Source organism: Paraburkholderia sp. D15 (genome assembly GCF_029910215.1).
In the GTDB taxonomy this organism is placed as follows: Bacteria; Pseudomonadota; Gammaproteobacteria; order Burkholderiales; family Burkholderiaceae; genus Paraburkholderia.
On record NZ_CP110395.1, the window covers coordinates 2,645,521 to 2,667,123 of the forward strand.

Below are 21,603 nucleotides of genomic sequence, written 5' to 3' on the forward strand. Positions count from 1 at the left end.
GTTCGGCTCGATGCAGCTTTGTCCGGCTTTGTTCGGCTCAGCTCAGTGCGGCTTTTCCAGCGCGGCGATCGCGACGCCGAGCGCTTCGATCACGTCGTGCCATTGCCCCGGCCTGTTCTGCCGGAACAGCCGCGCGCGCGGATACCACGGGCTGTCCGCGCGTTCGCGTTGCCAGCGCCATTCGGGCGGGTCGGCCAGCACGACCCAGACAGGACGGTCCAGCGCACCGGCCAGATGCGCGAGCGCCGAGTCGACCGAGATCACCAGATCGAGCGACTGCATCAGCGCCGCCGTGTCGGCGAAATCGTCGAGTTCGTCGTCGATGCGGATCATCGGTGTGGTATCCAGCGCGTCCTCGTCGGCGTCGGACATCTGCTTCTGCACGCTGATCCAGTCGACGTCCAGATCGAACAGCGGCGCCAGTTGCGCGAGGCCGATCGAACGGTTGTGGTCGTTGCGGTGCGCGGGGTTGCCGGCCCATGCGAGGCCGATGCGCGGACGGCGCGGGCCGGGTGGACGAGGTGTTGGGTGTGCTTGATGTGCCCGGTCGAGCGCGTCGTCCAGCCGCTGCGCGCAATAGCGCACGCGTTCCGGATCGGCATGCAGATATGGCGTGTCGCGCGGAATACTCGCCGCATCGGCGCGCAATGCAAGCGGCAGGCTGAGTAGCGGACATTGGTAGTCGAATGCGGGCAGCGGGTCGCCGCGCGCGATCACCTGCACTTGTGCTTGATCTTGCCCTTGCGTGGATGCCGGCAACGAAGCCATCAGCGTGTGCAACGTCCGCGGCACTTCCAGCAGCACGCGCGCACCCAACGCGGCCACGCGCGGCACGTAGCGGCAAAACTGCAGCGTGTCGCCATAGCCCTGCTCCGCGTGAATCAGGATCGTCCTGCCGTCGAGCGGCGCGTCGCCGCGCCACGCCGGCTGCGCGAACGCACGATCGTGCCGCGTCCCTTCGGCATCGCGCAGCCGCCATTCGTACGCCGTCCAGCCGCGCGCGAAGTCGCCCTGCGCGAGGTACAGAACGGCCCGCGCGACATGCGCGTCCACATAATCGGGGTTCAGTTCGATCGCGCGGCCGTACGCATTCAGCGCCGCTTCGTCGCGCCCCGCATCGGCGTGAAGCTTGCCGCGATTGAAGAAGTCGATGGCTTGCGCGGGCCGAAGCGCGGCCGCGCGATCGAGTGCGCTCAGCGCCTCGTCACGCCGGTGCAGATCCTGCAACACGCCGCAGCGGTTGAGCCACGCATCGGCGAAGCGCGGGTCGCGCGCCAGCGCCGCGTCATACGCAGCGAGCGCCGCGCCGAAGCGCTTCAGATGGCGCAGCGCGTTGCCGCGATTGCAATGCACCTCGACCGCGTCGGGCGCGATGGCGAGCGCGAGGTCGTAGCTCGACAACGCGGCCTCGTATCGTTGCAATCGGAGCAGCGCATTGCCCCGGCAGCTCAACGCGGGCGCATGCCGCGCGTCGAGCGACAGCACCCGTTCGCAGCGGCCGATCGCTTCGGCCGCGCGCCCGAGGTGTTCCAGCGCAATCGCGCTGTGATGAAGCGCGTCGATCCGGTTCGGTTCGGCGGCGATCGCCTCGTCGAAAGCGGCCAGCGCTTCGCTCGAACGATCGAGATCGGCGAGACACTGGCCGCGCATCGACAACATCGCGGCATGGCCGGGCTGGAGCGAGAGTGCGCGCTCGACGCTGTGCAACGCGTCGGCGGTGCGTCCCAGTTCGCGCAGCACGAGGCTGCGGTTGAACCACGATTCGAACGACGCGGGATCGACCACGAGCGCGCGATCGTAGCTCTGCAACGCCTCGTCGCGGCGGCCTAGCGCGCGCAGCGCGCCGCCGCGGTTGCACAACGCGTCGAGCACCAGCGGCGAGATCGACAGCACGCGGTCGAACGCGTCGAGCGCGGCCGCGTGGCGGCGTTGGGCACTCAGCGTATTGCCCTTGCGCACCAGGGTTTGAACGTCGGCGGGATCGAGCCGCAGCGCCGCCTCGAAGTGCGTGAGTCCCTCGTCGATGCGACCCGTTTCGGCGAGCACCGCGCCGAGATCGGATAACGCGCGCACGGCAGGCGCGCGCGCGATCGAACGGCGCAGCAGCGCCTCGGCCTGCGCCACGGCACCGCGCTGGTAGTGCAGCACACCGTATTGATGCAGCACGTCGGCGCGTTCGGGTTCCTGCGCGAGCAGCGTGTCGTATTCGCGCGCGGCCTCGTCGAAGCGGCCTTGCGCGTGCCAGTCTTTCGCGCGCGCCAGATTTGCCGCGCCCCGTGCCCTGTCCTCTGAGTATCCGGCCTCCACCTTCGCTCCCCTCGTCGTATTGGGCGATGTGCGGTCACCGCCGGCCGCGCCGCGCTCGCGGTAGCGCGAGCGGGCGTTGCCAGTGACTGCTTCATACCGAGACTAGCGGACAGGCAATAACAGCCGTATGACGAAAGTTACGGAACATTTCCTCGATCGCGCATGGATATGCATCGGGCATTTTATTTACCCAGCATGCGGGATTTTTCATTGTCCGATCGGAATCGTCCGCACGAATTCGACCGGCGGGCTACCCAGCGACACGGTGAAGCGAACTCCACGCGGCAACGGCAAACCGAGCGACGTGAGGTTGCTGATGCCATGCTGCGACAGAAAGTGCGTGTACGCGGCCTCGACCGCGGGCTGGCTGGGTGTCCAGCCGTCCGGTGCGAGCCACACGGCGAGTTGCATCGCGTGGGCGTCGTCGCTGACGACGATGCGCGCGAAGCGGTCCATGTGCTGGAGCGCGTCGTCGAGATCGGCGAGCGAGCCGAGCGGCTGCGACGCGCTGCGGGTGAGTTCGCGGCCCTTCAACTGGTAGCGCACCACCTGCACCTGGGTCGGCCCGCTGTCGACGCCGACATGCCGCACCAGCACGAGTTCGTTGGGCCGCATGCGCAGCGGCGGCCCGAACACTTCGTCGGCGGTCACGAGATTGAGCAGGTCGTACTGGAGTTGCGAGAAGTAGCGGCCGATCAGACGCGTCTGCGCCAGGTTGCCATTGATGTCGGCGCGCGCGCGAATCGTCGCGTCGAGACCGCGCCACGACAGCAGCGCGATCACCGCGAGCAGCGCGATGGCGACCAGCATCTCGATCAGCGTGAAGCCGTGTGTGCCGCGGCGCTCGAAGCGGCGTTCGAAGCGGCGCACGAGGGGACGCCTGAAGCGCCCCCCGGCGCCGCGCGTCATGCCGGCCATGCGCGCCGCCGCGCGCCGCCTAGTGACGCGCTTCATCCTGCACCACGGTCGCCGCTTCGGCGAGCACGTTGCGGCTCGCCGCCGACGCGAACACGCTCACCGTCACCTGCCGCACCAGCGGACTCTGGAACGCCGTCACGACCTGGCGGCAGACGAAGCGGTAGGCGCCCTGCGGACACGCGAATGTCGTGCGTCCCACCGGCGGCCACGCCGAGGAAATGCGGATCGCGGCGAGCGCGTTGTCGGCGCTCCATAGCGCGAGCAGACGCGCGCGGGCGTCGTCGGTGCCGGTGGCGAGCGCGCCGGTGGCACGCAGCACCGCGCCGAGCGCGATCGCGACGATCGCCAGCGCGATCAGCACTTCGATGAGCGTGAAGCCGCGCCGGGCGCCGGCGTCGCGGCGCCCGCGCGCCGCCCGCGTCCATGACGGGACGCGCGGCACGCGCCCGTTCGGAAGGACACGCATGGGATTCCCCGCGGAAGAGACGGTCGTACAGGAAGAAAAGCTACCGTCCGGCGACGTTAACGCGGGCCTGTGGCAAGCGCGTGTCGAATGCTACGCACCATTCGCGACAGCAGCCGACGGCAGGCGACAGCACGCTCGCCGCGATTCATCCGTCCTGCCCTGCTCGACCATCCCACCCCGCGCCCGGCTCACGGCTGCCATGCCGCGCCGTTGGGAAACGCGTACTGATCGAGCGAGGCCGCGTGCATTTCGATGCTGTAGCCGGGCCGTTGCGGCGGCATGTAGCGTCCGTGGCGGATCACCACGGGATCGATGAAATGCTCGTGCAGATGATCGACGTATTCGAGCACCCGGTTCTCCAGCGACGCCGACACGCAGATGTAGTCGAACAGCGAAATATGCTGCACGTACTCGCACAAACCGACGCCGCCCGCATGCGGACACACCGGCACGCCGAACTTCGCCGCCATCAGCAGCACGACGATCACTTCGTTCAGGCCGCCCAGCCGGCAACTGTCCACCTGGCAGAAATCGATCGCCCGCGCCTGCAGCAACTGCTTGAACATCACGCGGTTCTGGCAATGTTCGCCGGTCGCCACGCCGATCGGTTTCAGACGTTCGCGGATCGCCGCGTGGCCGAGCACGTCGTCGGGACTGGTCGGTTCCTCGATCCACCAGGGGTCGAACTGCGCGAGACGCCGCATGTTGGCGACCGCCTCGTCGACGTCCCACACCTGGTTCGCGTCCATCATCAGCTTGCGCTGCGCGCCGATCTCCTCGCGCAGAATGCGCGCGCGGCGCATGTCTTCGTCGAGGTTGCCGCCGACCTTCTGCTTGAAATGCGTCCAGCCCTGGGCGACGCCTTCGCGCGCGAGGCGGCGGATCTTGTCGTCGTCGTAGCCGAGCCAGCCGGCCGAGGTCGTGTAGGCGGGATACCCTTGCGCGAGCATTTCCGCTTCGCGCGCGGCGCGCGTGGCGGCGTGGCGATGCAGCAGCGCGATCGCTTCTTCCGGTGTGATCGCGTCCGTCACGTAGCGGAAGTCGAGACAGCGCACCAGTTCTTCCGGGCTCATGTCGACCAGCAGCTTCCACACCGGTTTGTTCCGCGCTTTCGCCCACAGATCCCACACGGCATTGACGACGGCCGCCGTCGCCAGATGGATCGCGCCCTTGTCCGGGCCGATCCAGCGCAGTTGACTGTCCGAGGTCAGCGCGCGCCAGAACGCACCCATGTCCGCCGCGATGTCCTCGAGGGTCCTGCCGGCCACCAGCGGCGCGAGCGCCTGCACCGCCGCCACGCAGATCTCGTTGCCGCGGCCGATGGTGAACGTCAGGCCGTGCCCGGTGAGCGCCTGGGGCGCATCGGTTTCGAGCGTCACGTAAGTGGCGGAGTAATCGGGCGCGGCGTTCATCGCGTCGGAGCCGTCGAGCGAGCGCGAGGTCGGGAAGCGGATGTCCCGCACGGACAGTCGGGTGATGGTGGTCACTGAAACGCCCTCCTCGGCGGCAGGTATCGGTGTCCGTCCGCGCCGCGCGGCGCGGACGGAAGGCGGCGGCTCAGTCGTACAGCACCGCGGCGATCTTCGGATCGGTCATGTTGGTCTTGTCGTACCAGTAGAAACCGGTATCGACCTTCTTCGGCAGCTTCTCGCCCTTCAGGGCCTTCATCGCCGAATCGACCACGCACTTGCCGATGCCGACCGGATTCTGCGTGATCGCGCCGAGCATCAGCCCCGAGTTGATGTCGTCCTTCTGCTCCTTGCCCGAGTCGTAACCGATCAGCACCAGCTTCTTGCCCGACTCCTTCACGCCGATCGCCGCGCCTTCCGCCGAGCCCTCATTCGAACCGAAGATGCCCTTCAGGTTCGGATTGGCCTGGATCATCGCCTTGGCGATTTCGGCGGACTTCAGGTGATCGCCGCCGCCGTATTGGACCGACACGATCTTGATGTTCGGATGCTTCGCTTTCATCTCGTTCAGGAAGCCGTCGCGCCGGTCGATACCCGTGCGGCTCGTCTGGTCGTGCACCACCAGGCCGACTTCGCCCGCGTTGCCGATCGCTTCCGCCATCTTGTCGGCGGCGAGTCCGGCGGCGGCGAGATTGTCGGTCGCACAGGTGGTCAGCGGAATATCGCTGTCGACGCCCGAGTCGAACGCGATCACCGGAATCTTCGCGGCCTGCGCGCGCCGCAACAGCGGAATCGCCGCCTTGCTGTCGAGCGCGGCGATGCCGAGCGCCTGCGGCTTCTTGGCGAGCGCGGCCGACAGCATGTCGATCTGCTTGTCGACCATCGCCTCGGTTTCCGGCCCTTCGAAGGTGATGCGCGCATGCTGCTGTTGCGCCGCCTGCTCGGCGCCGGCTTTGACGGCCTGCCAGAACTGATGCTGAAAGCCCTTCGAGATGAGCGGAATGTACGGGTCTTCCGCATACGCAGGGTTCGCTGCGCCGATCAACGCGCCCAGCCCGAGCGCAACTCCGAACAGTCTTCGATTCAACATGGCATCTCTCCTCCTAAGGTTGACCTTCTCCTTCTGCTGTTCAGGGCGCGTGAAGCATCGCGTGCGCCCGCTTTTTTCCGCTTTCCTTGACGCCCGCGACGTCACCGCGCATCAACGCTTGCTGCGCCGAAGAATGTCGGCATAGACCGCGAGAATGATGATCAGACCGGTCACGACGATCTGCCATTCCTGCGCGACCGACATGATGCGCAGCCCGTTGGTCAGCACGCTCATGATGAACGCGCCGATGATGGTGCCGAGTATCGTGCCCGAGCCGCCGCTCAGCGACGTGCCGCCGATCACCACCGCGGCGATCGCCTCGAGTTCATAGCCCTGACCGAGCGCCGGCTGCGCCGAGTTCAGGCGCGACGCGATCAGCAACCCCGCGATCCCGCAGATGGCGCCGCCGAGCGCATAGATCCCGATCTTCCAGCGGTCGACGTTGACGCCCGAGAGCCGTACCGCCTCCTCGTTGCTGCCGAGCGCGAACGTGTAGCGGCCGAGCGCGGTACGGTTCAGCGTCAGCGAACTGACGATGGCGAGAATGAACAGGATCAGCACGCCGTTGGGCACCGGCACGCTGGGCAGCACGTGCGCGATCAGCGAGTCCTGCGAGATCAGGTAGAAGTTTTCCGTGTCGGTGAAGTAGATAGGCTTGTCGGCCGACACCACCAGCGAGAGCCCCTTGAGCAGCAGCATCATGCCGAGCGTCGCGATGAACGGCGGGATCTTCATCTTCGCCGTGAGCGTGCCCGAGATGGTGCCGCATAGCGCGCCCGTGCCGATCGCGGCAAGCACGCCGGTCCACATCGGCAGATGCCAGTTGGTGAGGAACACGCCGCAGATCACCGCGGTGAAGGTCATCAGCGTGCCGACGGACAGATCGATGCCGCCCGTGATGATGATGAACGTGCAGGCGATCGCCAGCACGCCGTTGACCGCGGTCGCCTGCAGAATGCCGAGAATGTTGTCGATCTGCATGAAGGCCGGCGACGCGAAACTGAAAAACGCCAGCAGCAGGATCAGACTCGCGAACGCGAGCAGCTTCTGCAGCGCGGCCGGTTTGAAAAGCCGCGCCCTGAGCCCAGCCGCGCGCGCGCCGCCCGCTAGCGCCGATGTATCCGATGGCAATGTCATAAGCGTCTCTCGAACGATCCTTGTGGATGATTCTCGTGGCTGATTTCCGTCACTTGTTATTGCCCTGCCTTTGCTCTGCGTTTGCTCTGCCTTTGCTCTGCGTTTGCTCTGCCTTTGCCCTGCGTTTACTTCTCAAGCCGCCGTCTTCAGCGGGTCGCGCTGCGTCGCCAGATGCATGATGCTCTCCTGCGACGCCTGCGCGGCCGTCAGCTCGCCGGTGATCCGTCCTTCGCACATCACCACGATGCGGTCGCTCATGCGCAGGATTTCCGGCAGCTCCGACGAGATCATCACGATCGCCTTGCCCTCGTTCGCGAGCGCGCGCAGCAGCTTGTAGATTTCGCTTTTCGCGCCGACGTCGATGCCGCGCGTCGGTTCGTCGAAGAACAACACGTCGCAGTCGCGCTCCAGCCATTTGGCGATCACGACCTTCTGCTGGTTGCCGCCCGACAGTAGCCTCACCGGCTGCGTCGCGGACGGCGTGCGGATCGCCAGCAGATCGATGAAATGCGCGGCGGTGCGGCGAATCCGCGCGCGGCGCAGGAAGAAGTTGAACGACAGGAACTTGCGCAGATTGGACATCACGATATTCGACTCGACGTCCATGCCGGTGGCGAGACCGTAGCGCTTGCGGTCTTCGGACAGGTAACCGATGCCGTGCGCGACCGCGTCGCTCGGTTGGCGGATCGCGGCGGGCTTGCCGCGCACCACGATCTCGCCCGACTCGACGGGATCGGCGCCGAACACCGCGCGCGCCACTTCCGTGCGGCCGGCGCCCATCAAGCCGGCAAAGCCGAGAATTTCGCCGTGGCGCAGCGTGAAGCTGACATCGCGCACCAGCGGCCCGGCGTTCAGATGCCGGACTTCGAGCGCGATCTCCTTGTTCGGTGTGTTCTCATCGGGCACCGGCCGCGGTTCGACGTCCGTCAGCGTGCGCCCGACCATCATGCCGATGATCGTCTGCACGCTCGCGTCCGCCGCGGCCACGGTGGCCACGTATTCGCCGTCGCGCAACACGGTGACGCGGTCGGCGATCTGCTTGAGTTCGTCCATCTTGTGCGAGATGTAGACGATCCCCACGCCCCGGCTCTTCAGTTCGCGGATGATGCGGAACAGTTCGGCGATCTCCGCGTCGTTCAGCGCGGAGGTCGGTTCGTCCATGATCAGCACGCGCGAGTCGAACGACAGCGCCTTGGCGATCTCCACCATCTGCTGCCGCGCGACGGTGAGCGCGCCGACCATCGCACGCGGATCGAGCGTGACGTGCAGATGATCGAGGATCTCGCGCGCCTGCGCATTGAGTTTGTCCTCGTCGAGAAACACGCCGAGCCGTCCACGGGGTTCGCGGCCGATGAAGATGTTCTGCGCGACGCTCAGATGATTCATCAGTTGCAGCTCCTGATGAATGATGCCGATGCCGGCGGCCTGGGCCTCGCGCGGACTCTGGAAATCGACCGGCTGGCCGTCGCGCAGGATGTCGCCCGAGTCGCGCTGATAGACGCCCGCGAGGATCTTCATCAAGGTGGACTTGCCGGCGCCGTTCTCGCCCATCAGCGCGTGGACTTCGCCCGCCATCAGATCGAACTGGACGTCGTGCAGCGCGCGTACGCCGGGAAAGCGCTTGCTGAGCTGGCGGATGGCGATGAGCGGGGTCATTGCGCGCAGCGGCCGCGGCGGAATGCGCGGTGGCCGGCGGGCTCCGCTGGAAAAGCGGACCGGGAGCAAGCGAGAGCCCGGCGTGGCCGGGCCGGCAGACGGTAATCGCAACGAGAAACCAGGCGCATTGCTGGACTCCCAAATCGACGTCTGACGATTCTACGTTGCCCGGTGGTGGCGGCTCAAGGTGGGGGGTTCCCGGGGGTGGGGGTTAACGTGGGGTTTGGGTGGAGACCACCTCAATACACCTCATGCGGACGACACCGCCTCCTTGATCAGCAGCAACGCCATCAGAATCATCAAACAGCCGCCGGCAACGTGAATTTTCCGTTCGTTGAGCGTGCGGGCGCGTGAGCTCACCGCATGCGCCACCCACACCCAGATCGAATCGATCACGATACCCAGTCCCACCGGCACGAGCGAATAGGCCAGCAACGTCCCGACCGGATTATCCGCATCGGGTATGAAGCCCGGCAAAATCGCGCCGAAGATCACGAGCGCCTTGGGATTCGTCGCGCCGACAATAAAACCCGAAAGAAAGGACGCGCGCCTCATCTTCCCGCCGGGCCCTGTTGCCGGATGGATCCCGACCTTCAACGGCGCCTTCGGCCGGATATACATGAAGCCGATCCATGCCAGCACGATGGCGCCGATAAACCGCGCGAGCACGACGAAGAAGCCGGATTGCGCGAGCACCGTGCCGATCCCCGCCGCGAGAACGACGGCCACCGCATACGTGCCCAACGCATTACCGAGGACGCCTCGCAGCGCCGTATTGCGGCCGGAGGAAATGGCCTGCCCCACCAGGAACATGATGCTCGGCCCTGGAATCGCGATCAGCACGATGCAGGTGATGATCAATCCGGTCAGGCCCTTGCCGAGAAAGTAAAGATCGATCATCGCGCGGACGGGTTGTGGATGTAGTGCAGATACTCATGACAGGAAGGCAGTTCGTCCTGCAAGCGCCGTCCTTCCCGGGCAATGCGTTCGAACACCGCCGCTGCCTCGTCGCTCGTCATTCTTTGAACGGCCGGACGTGCATTGGCAGGCCCGAGGCCCAATCCCAGGATCATCGTGTTCCACGAATACGGCTCGAAACCGTGGTAGTGCGGATAAATCGTTTCGCTGTCCAGCAGATGATTCGATGCGGTCTTCAGGCGCATGCGCAACCCGTCCGGCAGTCCCCGGTTTTTCATCGCCTTCCAGTAGTCGGTATCGTTGCGCTTCGCGCCATGAAAATGCAGCACCAGAAATTCCTTTACCCCGTCCACCGCGCGAGCCACGCGCAGGTTGTATTCGTCACGCAGTTCATCATCCCAACGCGCGTCCGGGAAGAATCTGACCAACTGCTCGATTGCGTGCTGAATGAAAAATATCCCCGTCGATTCGAGCGGTTCGACAAAAGCACTCGATAACCCGATCGCGACGCAATTCCCGACCCACGAGTGCTCCCGCCGGCCTATGCGCATCTTGATGTGATTGGCCGTGCAGTCTGTCGTGTCCACGGGAATGGACTGCCTCAGCTCCCTTTCCGCCGACTCCGGCGAGATGAACTGATCGCAATACACGTAGCCGTAACCGTTTCTTTTGTAGAGCGGGATGGTCCAGCGCCATCCGGCGGTCATCGTCATCGCGGTCGTGTAGGGCTCTACGCGTTCCCGGTCTTCCCGCGCGACACGCAAGGCAACGGCCCGGTTATTGACCAGCACGTCCGAGAAGGACAGGAAACGCTCCGACATGGCCTGCTCGATCAACAGCCCCTTGAACCCGGAACAGTCGATGAAAAGATCGGCCTTGTATTGATCATCACGCCTCTCATCCAGATAGCTGTTCTCAGGTGTCGGCCTCCGGCGCGTTGACTGAACGCCATGCCGCGCCCGACCCGTTTATCCCCAGCACGTCGAAGCGCAATCGGGACGCTGTCCGACCGTTTCGTTCACACCGGGAATCGCGCTATTAAACAGGGCAATTTTTTTGCGATAAACCCATCGAACGAACAGCTTGTTTTGAGATATCTGGATGATCCGTAATGCGGCAGGACAGACGCGCGGGGCGAGCGCGCGTCCGTGACGACAACAGCAATGTCGAAGTCGTTACTTGCTGTCAGGCAGCACGGCGATCAGATCGACTTCGAATTTCACATCAGGCTTGAACAGCGATTCGACGCCGATCAACGTGCTTGCCGGCGGGTTGTCCGGGTCGATGATCAGACTGCGGGCATCGCGAATGACCGGCAGATGCTCGGTCTTGAGATCGCATACATAGATGGCGATCCGCACCAGATGACGCGGTTCGATGCCTGCATGCGCCATGGTGCGCTTCAGATTCTCGAACACCTGAACCACCTGGGCGCGGAAATCGGGCGGCTGGACCTGCCCATCGTCGTTGAAGGGAACATGCCCCGACAGATAGACCTGTCGGCCCTTCTCCACGACGACACCATCGGGAACACCGGGAATCCTTGCGGATTCGGGCGTTGCATAAATACGGGTAAGAAGGTTACCGGATGCAGACATAAATTATCCATTAACAGTAAATAACAAGCGACGAAAGACACGCGCACCACGAATTGATCGACACGCCTGATTCGCGGCGGATCGAAAATTCGATAAAAATCAACCAGCGCCCGTGGCCTTCATTTTAAAGACTTCAATGCCGCCCAGACGCTCCAGATTTGAGCTTCCGTTTTTTCAAAAATGAGACGGCAAGATTAATATCGTCCACACAATCGTTCTTTATTTTTCAAACCATTGACTTATTCCCGCATAGCCTCAAAATTGAGACTCTGGCTTTTAAAAAACGGGACGGCCGCGTGGGCAACATCGATGACATGTATCTCTTCAAAACGATCGCGGAAAGCGGCAGTTTCAGCGTGGCCAGCCGCCACCTGTGCGTTCCGAAATCGACGCTTGCGCGACGTCTCGCCGCCCTGGAGGAAAGTCTGGGTCTTGCCCTGTTCAACAAAACGGGCCGCGAATTGCAATTGACCAATTTCGGACATGAATGTCTGAATCATTGTCAAAAAATCGCCAAAGAAGCGGACGAAATATTTTTTCTCGCCGAAAAACACAAAACCGTACCGGATGGCTTTTTACATATCATATTTCCACCGCTACTCGGCGAGCAGGTGGCCGAAGATGTCGCATTGGCATTCACACTGAACAATCCGGGAATCAGAATTCACATCGACACGGACACCACCGTTCTCGACCCGCGCGTCGACTCGGCGGACATCATCATTCACGTCGCCTTCGACCCATTGCCGGATCTGAATATCGTCGCCAGAAAAATCGCGGAAGCGCCTTACGCACTCGTCGCGAATCCCGAGATTTTCGGATCGTCCGCGCCACCCGCATCGCCAGCGGAGTTACGGAACTGGCCATGCCTCGCGTTCGGACAGAAGCAGCCGCGTGCCAGCTGGCAGGTGCAGGACGGCACCCGTTCGTTGAATCTGGAGTTCACGCCACGGCTCTCCACCACGCATCTACCCACGCTGCGTCGGGCCGCGCTCAAGGGACTCGGTATTGCCGCGCTGCCGGCGCTGGCGTGTGTCGACGATATTTCGGCCGGCAGACTCATACGCGTGCTACCTGACTGGACGACGGCCCCTGGAATCATTCATGCGATCTACCCAAGCGGGAAATCCCTCACCACGGCCGCGAGAAAAGCGCTGGAAATGTTTGTCGAGCAGATCAGGCGGCACGTCGAGTCATTTACTTTTTGAAGCGTGAACATCCGGCGCCGCGCTCGCTGCGCCCTGCCCGATTCACTTCGATCCTGTATCGACGAACACGGCGTCGCGTTTGCCGGCGTGGTAGCGATAAATAGTGATCACCTGATCGCGTAGATCGCCGTAACGGTCGAATGCAATGCGTCCTGTTGCGCCATCCAGGGACTCCGTCGGCAAGGTCTGCAAAATGCGTGCGGCCTGCGTGGAATTCGCGTGTGTCATCGCGTCGGCAATCAGGTAAATCGCGTCATAGGCATAGGGTGCGAAGCCGCTCGAACCCGTACCGAACGCCTGGATGAAGTGACGCTCGAATGCCGCGCCGCGCTCGCCATGGCGATAGTCGACACCGGCGGTCGAACAGATCAGACCATCGGCCCCACGGCCGACGAGACTCGCGAGCGCGTCGTCGCACAGACCATCGCCACCCAGAAGCATCGCATGCAGGCCGAGTTGATGCGCCTGCCGCGCGAACAGGACACCCGTGTTGATGTAACCGCTAAACAGGATCGCGTCCGGCCGCGCGGATTTCAACGTGGTCAGCAGCGCACGAAAGTCCATCGCATACGCGCTGACCGCCTCGTGCCGAAACACCGTGATGCCGTTCTCCCGTGCGGTCTGCTCGAACGCCGACGCCAGACTCTTGCCGTACTCGCTCTGATCGTCGACCAGCACGACGCTTCGCACGTGCAACGTGTGCGCCGCGTATTTCGCGAGCACCGCGCCTTGACTCGCATCGGTGGGGACGAGGCGGAACGCCGTCGCGAAACCCTGGTGGGTATAGACCGGACTCGTCGCGCCAGGCGAAAGCTGCGCGATGCCCGCATGACTGTAGATGCGCGATGCCGGCACCGAGGTGCCCGACGTCATATGGCCGACCACGGCGACCACGCGATCGTCGACGAACGACTGCGCGACCAGGGTTGCCGTGCGCGGATCGCCCGCGTCGTCACGCGACTCGAGAACAAGCTGTACGGGCTGGCCGTTCACGCGCACCGGCTTCGCATTGAGTTCGGCGATGGCAAGCTGCGCGCCTGCTTCGGTTGCCTTGCCGTACTGTGCAAGAGGTCCGGTCAACGGCGCCGCGAAACCGATCTTCACGACTTCGCTGGTCGCCGCGCGGCAATCGGCGGCGACCAGCAGCAAGATCGCTATCAACCAGAAAAAAGACCGGCGCGTGCGTCTGGCGACATTCAGCGAATCGTCGCAACGACGACAGATACGACGACCCTGTGTTGTCGTGACGGCCGATGGCGGCCCGGTGAAGATTCGCTGAATAGTTCACTCCGTCGGAGAGGGACGCCCGATAAAACACCTGGCGCCGGTCATAAAATCAGGCAGTCATATCAGTCATGAAAGCACGCCGCCTAGAACCAGTGGCGCAGACCGACCGCATACTCCGCCTGGTTGTTCGAATCCGGCAGTTCGACTCGCGCCGCGCCTGAGGTGTGGTTGTAATCGAACTGCGCATACACGCTGGTACGTTTGGAGAGAAAGTACTCCGCTTCCGACACCGCCGTCCAGCGCACCCCATTGTTGCCGGCGATCTTCATCGTATCGCGCATGTCATCGTAGTAATACGCCTCGCGCAGTAGAACGGTCGGCGCGATCTGCCATGACACGCCGGCAAAAGCGCCTTGATCCCGCCGCGTGACGTTCGCGGTACCGTAGGGCGCACCCGCAATGTTCAACTGCGAGTCGGCGATGCCCGCGCTATCGTGATTGTTCTGATAGCCCACGTAGAACGTCGCATCGCTGTACTTGTACGACGCCGCCGCACCGACAATCTGCTGCATTCCGCCGACGCCGAGTGCTTTCGTCTGTTGATACACCGTCGTGAGCGCGACCGGCCCTTGCGTGTAGTTCAACGAGACGCCCCATTGCGAACCGCGTGCGATGCTTCCCGCGACACCGCCGACGCCATACCCCAGTGTGGCGGTGAAAGGGCCCACCGTTTTCGAATAACTCACCGAACTCGGCTTGCGAAACGTGTCGGTTCCGAACCACCACGACGTATCGTAGTAATCGCCGACGGTCAACGGATCGAGCGAACCCATTGCCAGATAGAACGGCGTGTCCTGATTGCCAAGCGTCAGCGACCCGAAGCCGCCCTTCAGCCCGACGATCGCCATGCGGTCGAACAGCGTGTTCGCCGCGGACATCGTGCCGTCCTGCAGATTGAAGCCGCTTTCGAGCTGGAAGAACGCGGTGTTGCCGCCGCCGAGATCTTCGTTGCCGATCAGACCAAAGCGACTGTGGTTGATCGCGCCGTTGCTCATGAACAAAGCGTTTTTTCCCTGCGCGTCGGCGTGCGTCTGATACACGAGGCTGGCATCGGCGAGGCCCTACAGCGTGACTGAAGACTGCGCGCAGACAAGTGGACTGCAAAGCGCCGCGGCGCACGTCAGCGCGAATTGACGGTACGACATAGTTGAATCTCCTGTTGCCTGAAAGCGCGCCGATTCCTGCGAACCGACGCATCATTGATGAAGTTTTTTATGGCGTGAAGGATCACGACGCGGCATCGCGATTGGCGAGTCGCTTCGCTGCTTCGTTCGGGTCGACGGCGTTGGTGTTGCTGAAGGTCAAGCATCCGACGCCGCCCAGCGGAGTGCGGAAGCCTGACTTGCGGCAGAGATGTTTTACTTGTGCGCGTCCGGATTGAATTCGCCGGCCACACCGCGCCCGCGCGGATCGGCGGCGGCGATCGGCGTACGGTTCACGATCTGGATTGCCTGAATGTCGCCGGAGAATGGCTGATCGGCGAGTTTGTAGCCGCGTGCCTCGATCTGCTGCGCGAGCGTGCCCGTGATCGGCATGTACGGCTCGTAGAAAATCGTATTCGGCGGCAGCAGTTGATGATGGAAGCGCATCGCCGCGACGGCATCGGGCAGCGGCATCCGGAAGTCGTACAGATTGCTGATCACCTGAAAGATCGACGTGAAGATGCGCGAACCGCCCGGCGTGCCGATCACGAGCGCGACCTTGCCGTTCTTCGTCAGAATCGTCGGCGTCATCGAAGACAGAGGACGCTTGCCCGGTTCGATCGCGTTCGCATCGCTGCCGACCACGCCGAACATGTTGGGCACACCCGGCTTCGACGAGAAGTCGTCCATCTCGTCGTTGAGTACGATACCCGCGCCGTCCACCACTTCACCGGAACCGAAGCCGCCGTTCAGCGTATAGGTGTTCGACACCGCGTTGCCCCACTTGTCCACCACCGAGTAATGCGTGGTCTCCGACTTCTCGGGCATCGAACGCAGCGGCAGCGCGGTGCCGAGTCCTGGCTTGACCGACTGCGTATCCGACGGCTGCGTCGGATTCACCTCGGCCGCGCGTTTTTCCAGGTACGTGTCGTCCGTCAGTTGCGCGACCGGAACCTTGTAGAAGTCTGGATCGCCGATGTATTGCGCGCGATCCGCGAAGACCCGCTTCTCGATCTCGGCCACCAGATGGATGTACTGCGGCGAATTGAGCGTGACACCGTCGAAGTTCTGCTTCAGATCCTCCTTCATCTTCAGCAACTGCAGCAAGCCGATACCGCCCGAGCTCGGCGGCGGCGCGGTGATCACCCGATAGCCGTTCCAGCTTCCCAGCACGGGCTGCCGCCATACCGCTTTGTACTGCGCGAGGTCTTGCTTCGTGATCAGGCCGCCGTCCTTCCGCATCTTCGCGGTGATCAGATCGGCGGTTTGTCCTGTATAGAAGCCCCGCGCGCCTTCGTTCGAAATGCGTTCGAGCACGGCCGCCAGTTCCGGTTGCCTGAAGTTCTGATCGGCTTTCAGCGAACCGAAGTACTGGTCGAAGTTGGTTCTTTTCCCGAACGCTTTCGATGCATCCGCCGCGCGCTGCGCGAGTTGTTCGTCGACGATGAAACCATCACGGGCGTAGCGGATCGCCGGGGCAATCACCTGCGACCACTTCAACCTGCCGAAGCGCCGCTGCGCTTCCCACATTCCCTCGACCGTGCCGGGCACGCCGACCGACTTGCCGCCGACCAGACTCAGGTCATCGACCACGTTGCCGTTCCTGTCGAGATACATGTCCTTCGTCGCCGCAAGCGGCGCGCGCTCGCGGTAGTCGAGAAAGTAAGGCTTGCCGTTCACCGCGAGCGTCATGAAACCGCCGCCGCCGATATTCCCCGCTTCCGGATACGTTACCGCCAGCGTGAACGCGATCGCAACGGCGGCATCGACGGCGTTGCCCCCCATTTTCATGATCTGTTGTGCCGCCGCGGCGCTGTACTTGTCCGGCACCGCGTAGGCGGCGGCGGTCAGCAAGGCAGGCGTGCTTCGCTGCGTGCTCGCCACGGCGTCGAGCGTACCGGCAACCGCGCTGCTCAACGACAGGCAGGCCACGAGGCCGGCCCCAAGCAGACCGGCCATCGAACGGGTGTTTCCTTCCATCATCTTCTTCACTCTCACTTATCAGTAATCCGGATTATTCAAATAACAACTAGACGGGGACGGGTTCCTGGGGACGAGCCCCGTCCTACTCCCCTACCTCGCTGGTATCGCGTGCGACAACCACCTTCGTGCAGACTCCTCTTTAAAATATTAGGTCTAGACTATAGACTATAAAAAATGATGCCAAGCGAGTAATTTCCCTGGCTATCGAAACGGCTGCCGGGTGATGCCGCCTGACGACAACGCGCCGGGCAAGGTTCGACGCGCATCCGGCGTCCAGCGGTCATGCGATACTTCACCCATTCCGTAATCGCACCTGGTTTCGACGCATGCCCGACCAACTTCCCACGAGACTCGATCAGACAATCAGCAGCCGCAGCGCCCCCGAAGCGATCGTCGAGCGCATTCTCGATGCGCTCACCTCGGGCGACCTGAAGGCCGGCGACCGGCTCCCGGATCAGACACAACTGGCGAAGTCGTTCGGCGTCGCGCGGATGACGCTGCGCAACGCGCTCGTCGTGCTGCAGGAACTCGGGCTGGTTTCGACGGCGCGGGGTCGCCAGGGCGGCACGTTCATCGCACCGGATGTACGCGAGCGTTTGCACGACATGGGGCGCGTCACGAAGATCAGCAGCGCGGCACTGCGTAGCTTCAGCGACTGGCGGCGCGCGATATCCGGCGAGGCATGTTTTCTTGCGGCGCTTCGCGCGTCGAATGCGCAACTACGCCAGATCGAGCAGGCGGCACAGGGTTTCGTCGATACCCTTTCCGATGTCGAAGCACGGCGCTCGGCCGATGCCCGCTTTCACGTGCTGATTGCCGAAGTCACGGGGTCGCGCCACCTGATCGAACAGGAACAGGCGATTCAGGAAGAATTCAATGTCCTTTATCAGGCGTTGCCGCCGCTCGTGCAACCCGTCGGTACGCAGTCGATGGACCACGATCCGTTGCTGCTGGCACTACGTACGCACGACCCGGATCGCGCAAGAACAGAAATGATCGAGCACATCGAGTCGACTCATGCGTGGCACTGTTCGCTGCTTCGCGTGAAGAAACTCGTCTGACCCGCCTTCCCCGCGTCCCCTAACGCGTTCACCTGTCGCTTTCCAGGGTAATCACTTACCGCCGGCTATTTTAAAGTCTAGTTTGTATACGTTATATTTGCGATCCGCAATCGCAGGCGCATGCTCGGCAATACAAGGCAAGATTGCTACTGCCGCCGGATTGGCGACGCAGGTTGAATCGTCACAAGTTCGATGATGTACTGACCATCTCACGCTCAGTATGGCTAACTTGTTTACCGCAGCAACGTACTACTCGTACCAGACAGGTGAAATGCATGATGAAGAAACTGATTTTGACCGTTGCGCTACTCGGGGCGCAGGCGGTGATTGCCTCGGCGCATGCGCAGGACGCCGGCACACTGAAGAAAATCAAGGACACGGGCGTCATTTCGCTGGGTCATCGCGAATCGTCGATCCCGTTCTCGTATTACGACGACAAGCAGAATGTCATCGGCTACTCGCAGGAATTCGCGCTGAAGGTGGTGGAAGCCGTCAAGCAGAAGCTGAACATGCCGAACCTGAAGGTGAAGCTCACGCCGGTCACGTCGCAGAACCGCATTCCGCTGGTGCAGAACGGTACCGTCGACATGGAATGCGGCTCCACCACGAATAACGCCGAGCGTCAGCAACAGGCCGCGTTCTCGAACACGATCTTCGTGATCGGCACGCGTCTGATGACCAAGAAAGACTCCGGCATCAAGGACTTCGCCGACCTGAAGGGCAAGACGGTCGTCACGACCGCCGGTACCACCTCCGAGCGCCTGCTTCGCAAGATGAACCAGGACAAGAGCATGGGCATGAACATCATCAGCGCGAAGGACCACGGCGAGTCGTTCCTGACGCTGTCCACCGGCCGCGCCGCCGCGTTCATGATGGACGACGCGCTGCTCGCGGGCGAACGCGCCAAGTCGAACAACCCGGGCGATTTCGTGATTGTCGGCGCACCGCAATCGCACGAAGCGTACGGCTGCATGATCCGCAAGAACGATCCGGAATTCAAGAAGGTCGTGGACGACGCGATTGCCAAGGTCGAAACCTCGGGCGAAGCGGACGCGATCTACAAGAAGTGGTTCGAATCGCCGATTCCGCCGAAGGGCCTGAACCTGAACTTCCCGGAAAGCGATGACATGAAGGCGCTCTTCAAGAGCCCGAATGACAAGGCTATCGACTAAATCCGGGCGGTTTTTCTGAAACGCTGCAAGGAACGGAAGGGGCGCGTGCTTCTTCCGCTTTTTTTTGCCGGTTTTTGCTGGTTTTTGCTGGAGTCCTGGTCATGTCATATCACTGGAACTGGGGCATTCTGCTCAGCCCCGTCTCCACCGGCGAGCCGACCACCTATCTGGGCTGGCTGCTGTCGGGCTTCTGGGTGACGATTACCGTGTCGCTGTCGGCATGGGTGATCGCGCTGATCGTCGGTTCGATTTTTGGCGTGTTGCGCACGGTGCCGAATAAATGGGCGTCGGGCGCGGGCACGGTGTACGTCGCGGTGTTCCGCAACATCCCGCTGATCGTGCAGTTCTTCATCTGGTATCTGGTGATTCCGGAGCTGCTGCCCGTTTCCATCGGCAACTGGTTCAAGCAGTTGCCGCCGGGCGCGCAGTTCTTCTCGTCGTCGATCCTGTGTCTGGGGCTCTTCACCGCCGCGCGCGTGTGCGAGCAGGTGCGCTCGGGCATCAACGCGTTGCCGAAGGGCCAGCGCGCGGCCGGTCTCGCGATGGGCTTCACGCAGTGGCAGACGTATCGCTACGTGCTGCTGCCGGTCGCCTACCGGATCATCGTGCCGCCGCTCACGTCGGAGTTCCTGAACATCTTCAAGAACTCGGCGGTCGCCTCGACGATCGGTCTGCTGGATCTGTCCGCGCAGGCGCGTCAGCTGGTCGACTACACGTCGCAGACGTACGAGTCGTTCATCGCGGTCACGCTCGCCTATGTGCTGATCAATCTGGTCGTGATGCAACTGATGCGCTGGGTCGAAGCGAAAACCCGGTTGCCCGGCTATATCGGAGGCAAGTAATGCACCATTTCGACTGGAGCGGTATTGCGGGCGCGCTGCCCACGCTGTGGACCGGTGCGATCGTCACGTTCAAGATCACGCTGATCGCGATCGTGTTCGGCATCATCTGGGGCACCCTTCTCGCGATGATGCGGCTGTCGTCGTTCAAGCCCTTCGAGTGGTTCGCCAAAGGCTACGTGACGATCTTCCGTTCGATCCCGCTGGTGATGGTGCTGCTGTGGTTCTTCCTGATCGTGCCGCAGGTGCTGCAGAACGTGCTGGGTCTGTCGCCGGACATCGACATCCGTCTGGCGTCGGCGATGGTCGCGTTCTCGCTGTTCGAGGCGGCCTATTACTCGGAAATCATCCGCGCCGGCATCCAGGCGGTGCCGCGCGGGCAGGTGAATGCGTCGTTCGCGCTCGGCATGAACTACGCGCAGGCGATGCGTCTGGTGGTGCTGCCGCAGGCGTTCCGCGCGATGGTGCCGCTGCTGCTCACGCAGGGCATCGTGCTGTTTCAGGATACGTCGCTCGTCTACGTGATCAGCCTCGCCGATTTCTTCCGCACCGCCACCAATATTGGCGACCGTGACGGTACGAATATCGAAATGGTACTGTTCGCGGGCGCGTGTTACTTCGTGGTCTGCGTGATCGCGTCGAGCCTCGTCAAAGGTCTTCAGAAAAAGGTCGCAAGATGATCTCAATCAAGAATGTTTCGAAGTGGTACGGCCAGTTCCAGGTGCTGACGGACTGCACGACGGAAGTCAAAAAAGGTGAAGTGGTGGTGGTGTGCGGACCGTCGGGTTCGGGCAAGTCCACGCTGATCAAGACGGTCAACGGTCTCGAACCGTTCCAGAAGGGCGGGATCGTGATCAACGGCGAGTCGCTGACGGATAAAAAGACCAATCTGTCGAAGCTGCGTTCGAAGGTCGGCATGGTGTTCCAGCACTTCGAGCTGTTCCCGCATCTGTCGATCGTGCAGAACCTGACGCTCGCGCAGGTCAAGGTGCTCGGCCGCTCGAAGGATGAAGCGACCGCGAAGGGGCTCAAGCTGCTGGAGCGCGTGGGCCTGCGCGCGCATGCGGACAAGTTTCCGGGGCAATTGTCGGGCGGTCAGCAGCAGCGCGTGGCGATTGCGCGCGCGTTGTCGATGGATCCGATCGCGATGCTGTTCGACGAGCCGACCTCGGCGCTCGACCCGGAGATGATCAACGAAGTGCTCGACGTGATGGTCGAACTCGCGCAGGAAGGCATGACCATGATGTGCGTGACGCACGAAATGGGCTTTGCGAAAAAGGTCGCGCATCGGGTCATCTTCATGGACAAGGGTTTGATTGTGGAGGACGACCGCAAGGAAGATTTCTTCGCGAATCCGAAGTCGGATCGGGCGAAGGATTTTCTGGCGAAGATTCTGCATTGAGGGTGGAAGG

At 62.7% G+C, this 21,603-nt stretch carries 18 protein-coding genes and 1 pseudogene; 6 read left to right on the forward strand and 13 right to left on the reverse strand.

Annotated elements, in window-relative coordinates; all coding sequences use genetic code 11:
- Window positions 1-42: 42 nt before the first annotated feature.
- From LFL96_RS11310 to LFL96_RS11355, 10 genes are all read right to left on the reverse strand, one after another.
- Window positions 43-2,307, reverse strand: coding sequence for a tetratricopeptide repeat protein (locus LFL96_RS11310; RefSeq protein ID WP_280995336.1), 2,265 nt, complete (start codon window positions 2,305-2,307; stop codon window positions 43-45).
- A gap of 207 nt (window positions 2,308-2,514) precedes the next feature.
- Window positions 2,515-3,117: a type II secretory pathway protein gene (locus tag LFL96_RS11315; protein ID WP_348638423.1), complete on the reverse strand. Its 603-nt coding sequence runs from the start codon at window positions 3,115-3,117 to the stop codon at window positions 2,515-2,517.
- A 127-nt stretch (window positions 3,118-3,244) separates the two neighbouring features.
- Entirely contained in the window at window positions 3,245-3,691 is a 447-nt protein-coding gene (gene gspI, locus LFL96_RS11320; protein WP_280995338.1) for a type II secretion system minor pseudopilin GspI, read from the reverse strand.
- Between the two features lie 188 nt (window positions 3,692-3,879).
- Window positions 3,880-5,178 carry an L-fuconate dehydratase gene (locus LFL96_RS11325; protein ID WP_280995339.1) on the reverse strand — a complete coding sequence of 433 codons (1,299 nt, stop codon included), beginning with the start codon at window positions 5,176-5,178 and terminating at the stop codon, window positions 3,880-3,882.
- Between the two features lie 70 nt (window positions 5,179-5,248).
- Complete coding sequence (locus LFL96_RS11330) at window positions 5,249-6,190, reverse strand: ABC transporter substrate-binding protein (protein ID WP_280995340.1); 942 nt, start codon at window positions 6,188-6,190, stop codon at window positions 5,249-5,251.
- A gap of 111 nt (window positions 6,191-6,301) precedes the next feature.
- On the reverse strand, window positions 6,302-7,327 hold the full coding sequence (locus tag LFL96_RS11335; protein ID WP_280995341.1) for an ABC transporter permease: 1,026 nt from the start codon (window positions 7,325-7,327) through the stop codon (window positions 6,302-6,304).
- 132 nt (window positions 7,328-7,459) lie between these two features.
- Complete coding sequence (locus LFL96_RS11340) at window positions 7,460-8,983, reverse strand: sugar ABC transporter ATP-binding protein (protein WP_280995342.1); 1,524 nt, start codon at window positions 8,981-8,983, stop codon at window positions 7,460-7,462.
- 249 nt (window positions 8,984-9,232) lie between these two features.
- The gene (locus tag LFL96_RS11345) at window positions 9,233-9,883 is read right to left on the reverse strand and encodes a LysE family translocator (protein WP_280995343.1); all 651 of its coding nucleotides are present in this window, start codon (window positions 9,881-9,883) and stop codon (window positions 9,233-9,235) included.
- Window positions 9,880-10,806 (reverse strand): tryptophan 7-halogenase, encoded by a 927-nt coding sequence (locus tag LFL96_RS11350; protein ID WP_348638424.1) that lies wholly within the window; start codon window positions 10,804-10,806, stop codon window positions 9,880-9,882. Before LFL96_RS11350 ends, LFL96_RS11345 begins: the two co-directional genes overlap by 4 nt.
- Before the next feature lie 270 nt (window positions 10,807-11,076).
- Complete coding sequence (locus tag LFL96_RS11355) at window positions 11,077-11,415, reverse strand: RidA family protein (protein WP_280995344.1); 339 nt, start codon at window positions 11,413-11,415, stop codon at window positions 11,077-11,079.
- Between the two features lie 380 nt (window positions 11,416-11,795).
- Here LFL96_RS11355 and LFL96_RS11360 point away from each other — a divergent pair, with 380 nt between their 5' ends.
- Window positions 11,796-12,707, forward strand: a complete 912-nt coding sequence (locus LFL96_RS11360) for a LysR substrate-binding domain-containing protein (protein WP_280995345.1) — start codon at window positions 11,796-11,798, stop codon at window positions 12,705-12,707.
- A 42-nt stretch (window positions 12,708-12,749) separates the two neighbouring features.
- On the opposite strand, the gene LFL96_RS11365 is transcribed toward LFL96_RS11360, so the two are convergent.
- From LFL96_RS11365 to ggt, 3 genes and pseudogenes are all read right to left on the reverse strand, one after another.
- Entirely contained in the window at window positions 12,750-13,868 is a 1,119-nt protein-coding gene (locus tag LFL96_RS11365) for a branched-chain amino acid ABC transporter substrate-binding protein (RefSeq protein ID WP_280995346.1), read from the reverse strand.
- Between the two features lie 209 nt (window positions 13,869-14,077).
- Window positions 14,078-15,034, reverse strand: a complete 957-nt coding sequence (locus LFL96_RS11370) for a porin (RefSeq protein WP_348638396.1) — start codon at window positions 15,032-15,034, stop codon at window positions 14,078-14,080.
- Window positions 15,035-15,352: 318 nt separating this feature from the next.
- Window positions 15,353-16,978, reverse strand: a pseudogene (ggt, locus tag LFL96_RS11375) (gamma-glutamyltransferase); the annotation flags it as partial.
- A gap of 467 nt (window positions 16,979-17,445) precedes the next feature.
- Here ggt and LFL96_RS11380 point away from each other — a divergent pair.
- From LFL96_RS11380 to LFL96_RS11400, 5 genes are all read left to right on the forward strand, one after another.
- Window positions 17,446-18,180, forward strand: a complete 735-nt coding sequence (locus LFL96_RS11380; RefSeq protein ID WP_280995348.1) for an FCD domain-containing protein — start codon at window positions 17,446-17,448, stop codon at window positions 18,178-18,180.
- A 278-nt stretch (window positions 18,181-18,458) separates the two neighbouring features.
- The gene (locus LFL96_RS11385) at window positions 18,459-19,352 is read left to right on the forward strand and encodes a glutamate/aspartate ABC transporter substrate-binding protein (RefSeq protein ID WP_281000707.1); all 894 of its coding nucleotides are present in this window, start codon (window positions 18,459-18,461) and stop codon (window positions 19,350-19,352) included.
- A gap of 101 nt (window positions 19,353-19,453) precedes the next feature.
- Window positions 19,454-20,194: an amino acid ABC transporter permease gene (locus tag LFL96_RS11390; protein ID WP_280995349.1), complete on the forward strand. Its 741-nt coding sequence runs from the start codon at window positions 19,454-19,456 to the stop codon at window positions 20,192-20,194.
- The gene (gene gltK, locus LFL96_RS11395; RefSeq protein ID WP_280995350.1) at window positions 20,194-20,871 is read left to right on the forward strand and encodes a glutamate/aspartate ABC transporter permease GltK; all 678 of its coding nucleotides are present in this window, start codon (window positions 20,194-20,196) and stop codon (window positions 20,869-20,871) included. Before LFL96_RS11390 ends, gltK begins: the two co-directional genes overlap by 1 nt.
- Entirely contained in the window at window positions 20,868-21,593 is a 726-nt protein-coding gene (locus LFL96_RS11400) for an amino acid ABC transporter ATP-binding protein (RefSeq protein WP_280995351.1), read from the forward strand. Before gltK ends, LFL96_RS11400 begins: the two co-directional genes overlap by 4 nt.
- Window positions 21,594-21,603: the final 10 nt, after the last annotated feature.

What these genes read in the sequence shown, in the direction of transcription:
- LFL96_RS11340 (WP_280995342.1), bottom strand. Translation starts at nt 8,983, where the DNA reads ATGACCCCGCTCATCGCCATCCGCCAGCTCAGCAAGCGCTTTCCCGGC.
- LFL96_RS11315 (WP_348638423.1), bottom strand. Translation starts at nt 3,117, where the DNA reads ATGCTGGTCGCCATCGCGCTGCTCGCGGTGATCGCGCTGCTGTCGTGG.
- gltK (WP_280995350.1), top strand. Translation starts at nt 20,194, where the DNA reads ATGCACCATTTCGACTGGAGCGGTATTGCGGGCGCGCTGCCCACGCTG.
- LFL96_RS11390 (WP_280995349.1), top strand. Translation starts at nt 19,454, where the DNA reads ATGTCATATCACTGGAACTGGGGCATTCTGCTCAGCCCCGTCTCCACC.
- LFL96_RS11335 (WP_280995341.1), bottom strand. Translation starts at nt 7,327, where the DNA reads ATGACATTGCCATCGGATACATCGGCGCTAGCGGGCGGCGCGCGCGCG.
- LFL96_RS11330 (WP_280995340.1), bottom strand. Translation starts at nt 6,190, where the DNA reads ATGTTGAATCGAAGACTGTTCGGAGTTGCGCTCGGGCTGGGCGCGTTG.
- LFL96_RS11385 (WP_281000707.1), top strand. Translation starts at nt 18,459, where the DNA reads ATGAAGAAACTGATTTTGACCGTTGCGCTACTCGGGGCGCAGGCGGTG.
- LFL96_RS11380 (WP_280995348.1), top strand. Translation starts at nt 17,446, where the DNA reads ATGCCCGACCAACTTCCCACGAGACTCGATCAGACAATCAGCAGCCGC.
- LFL96_RS11400 (WP_280995351.1), top strand. Translation starts at nt 20,868, where the DNA reads ATGATCTCAATCAAGAATGTTTCGAAGTGGTACGGCCAGTTCCAGGTG.
- LFL96_RS11345 (WP_280995343.1), bottom strand. Translation starts at nt 9,883, where the DNA reads ATGATCGATCTTTACTTTCTCGGCAAGGGCCTGACCGGATTGATCATC.
- gspI (WP_280995338.1), bottom strand. Translation starts at nt 3,691, where the DNA reads ATGCGTGTCCTTCCGAACGGGCGCGTGCCGCGCGTCCCGTCATGGACG.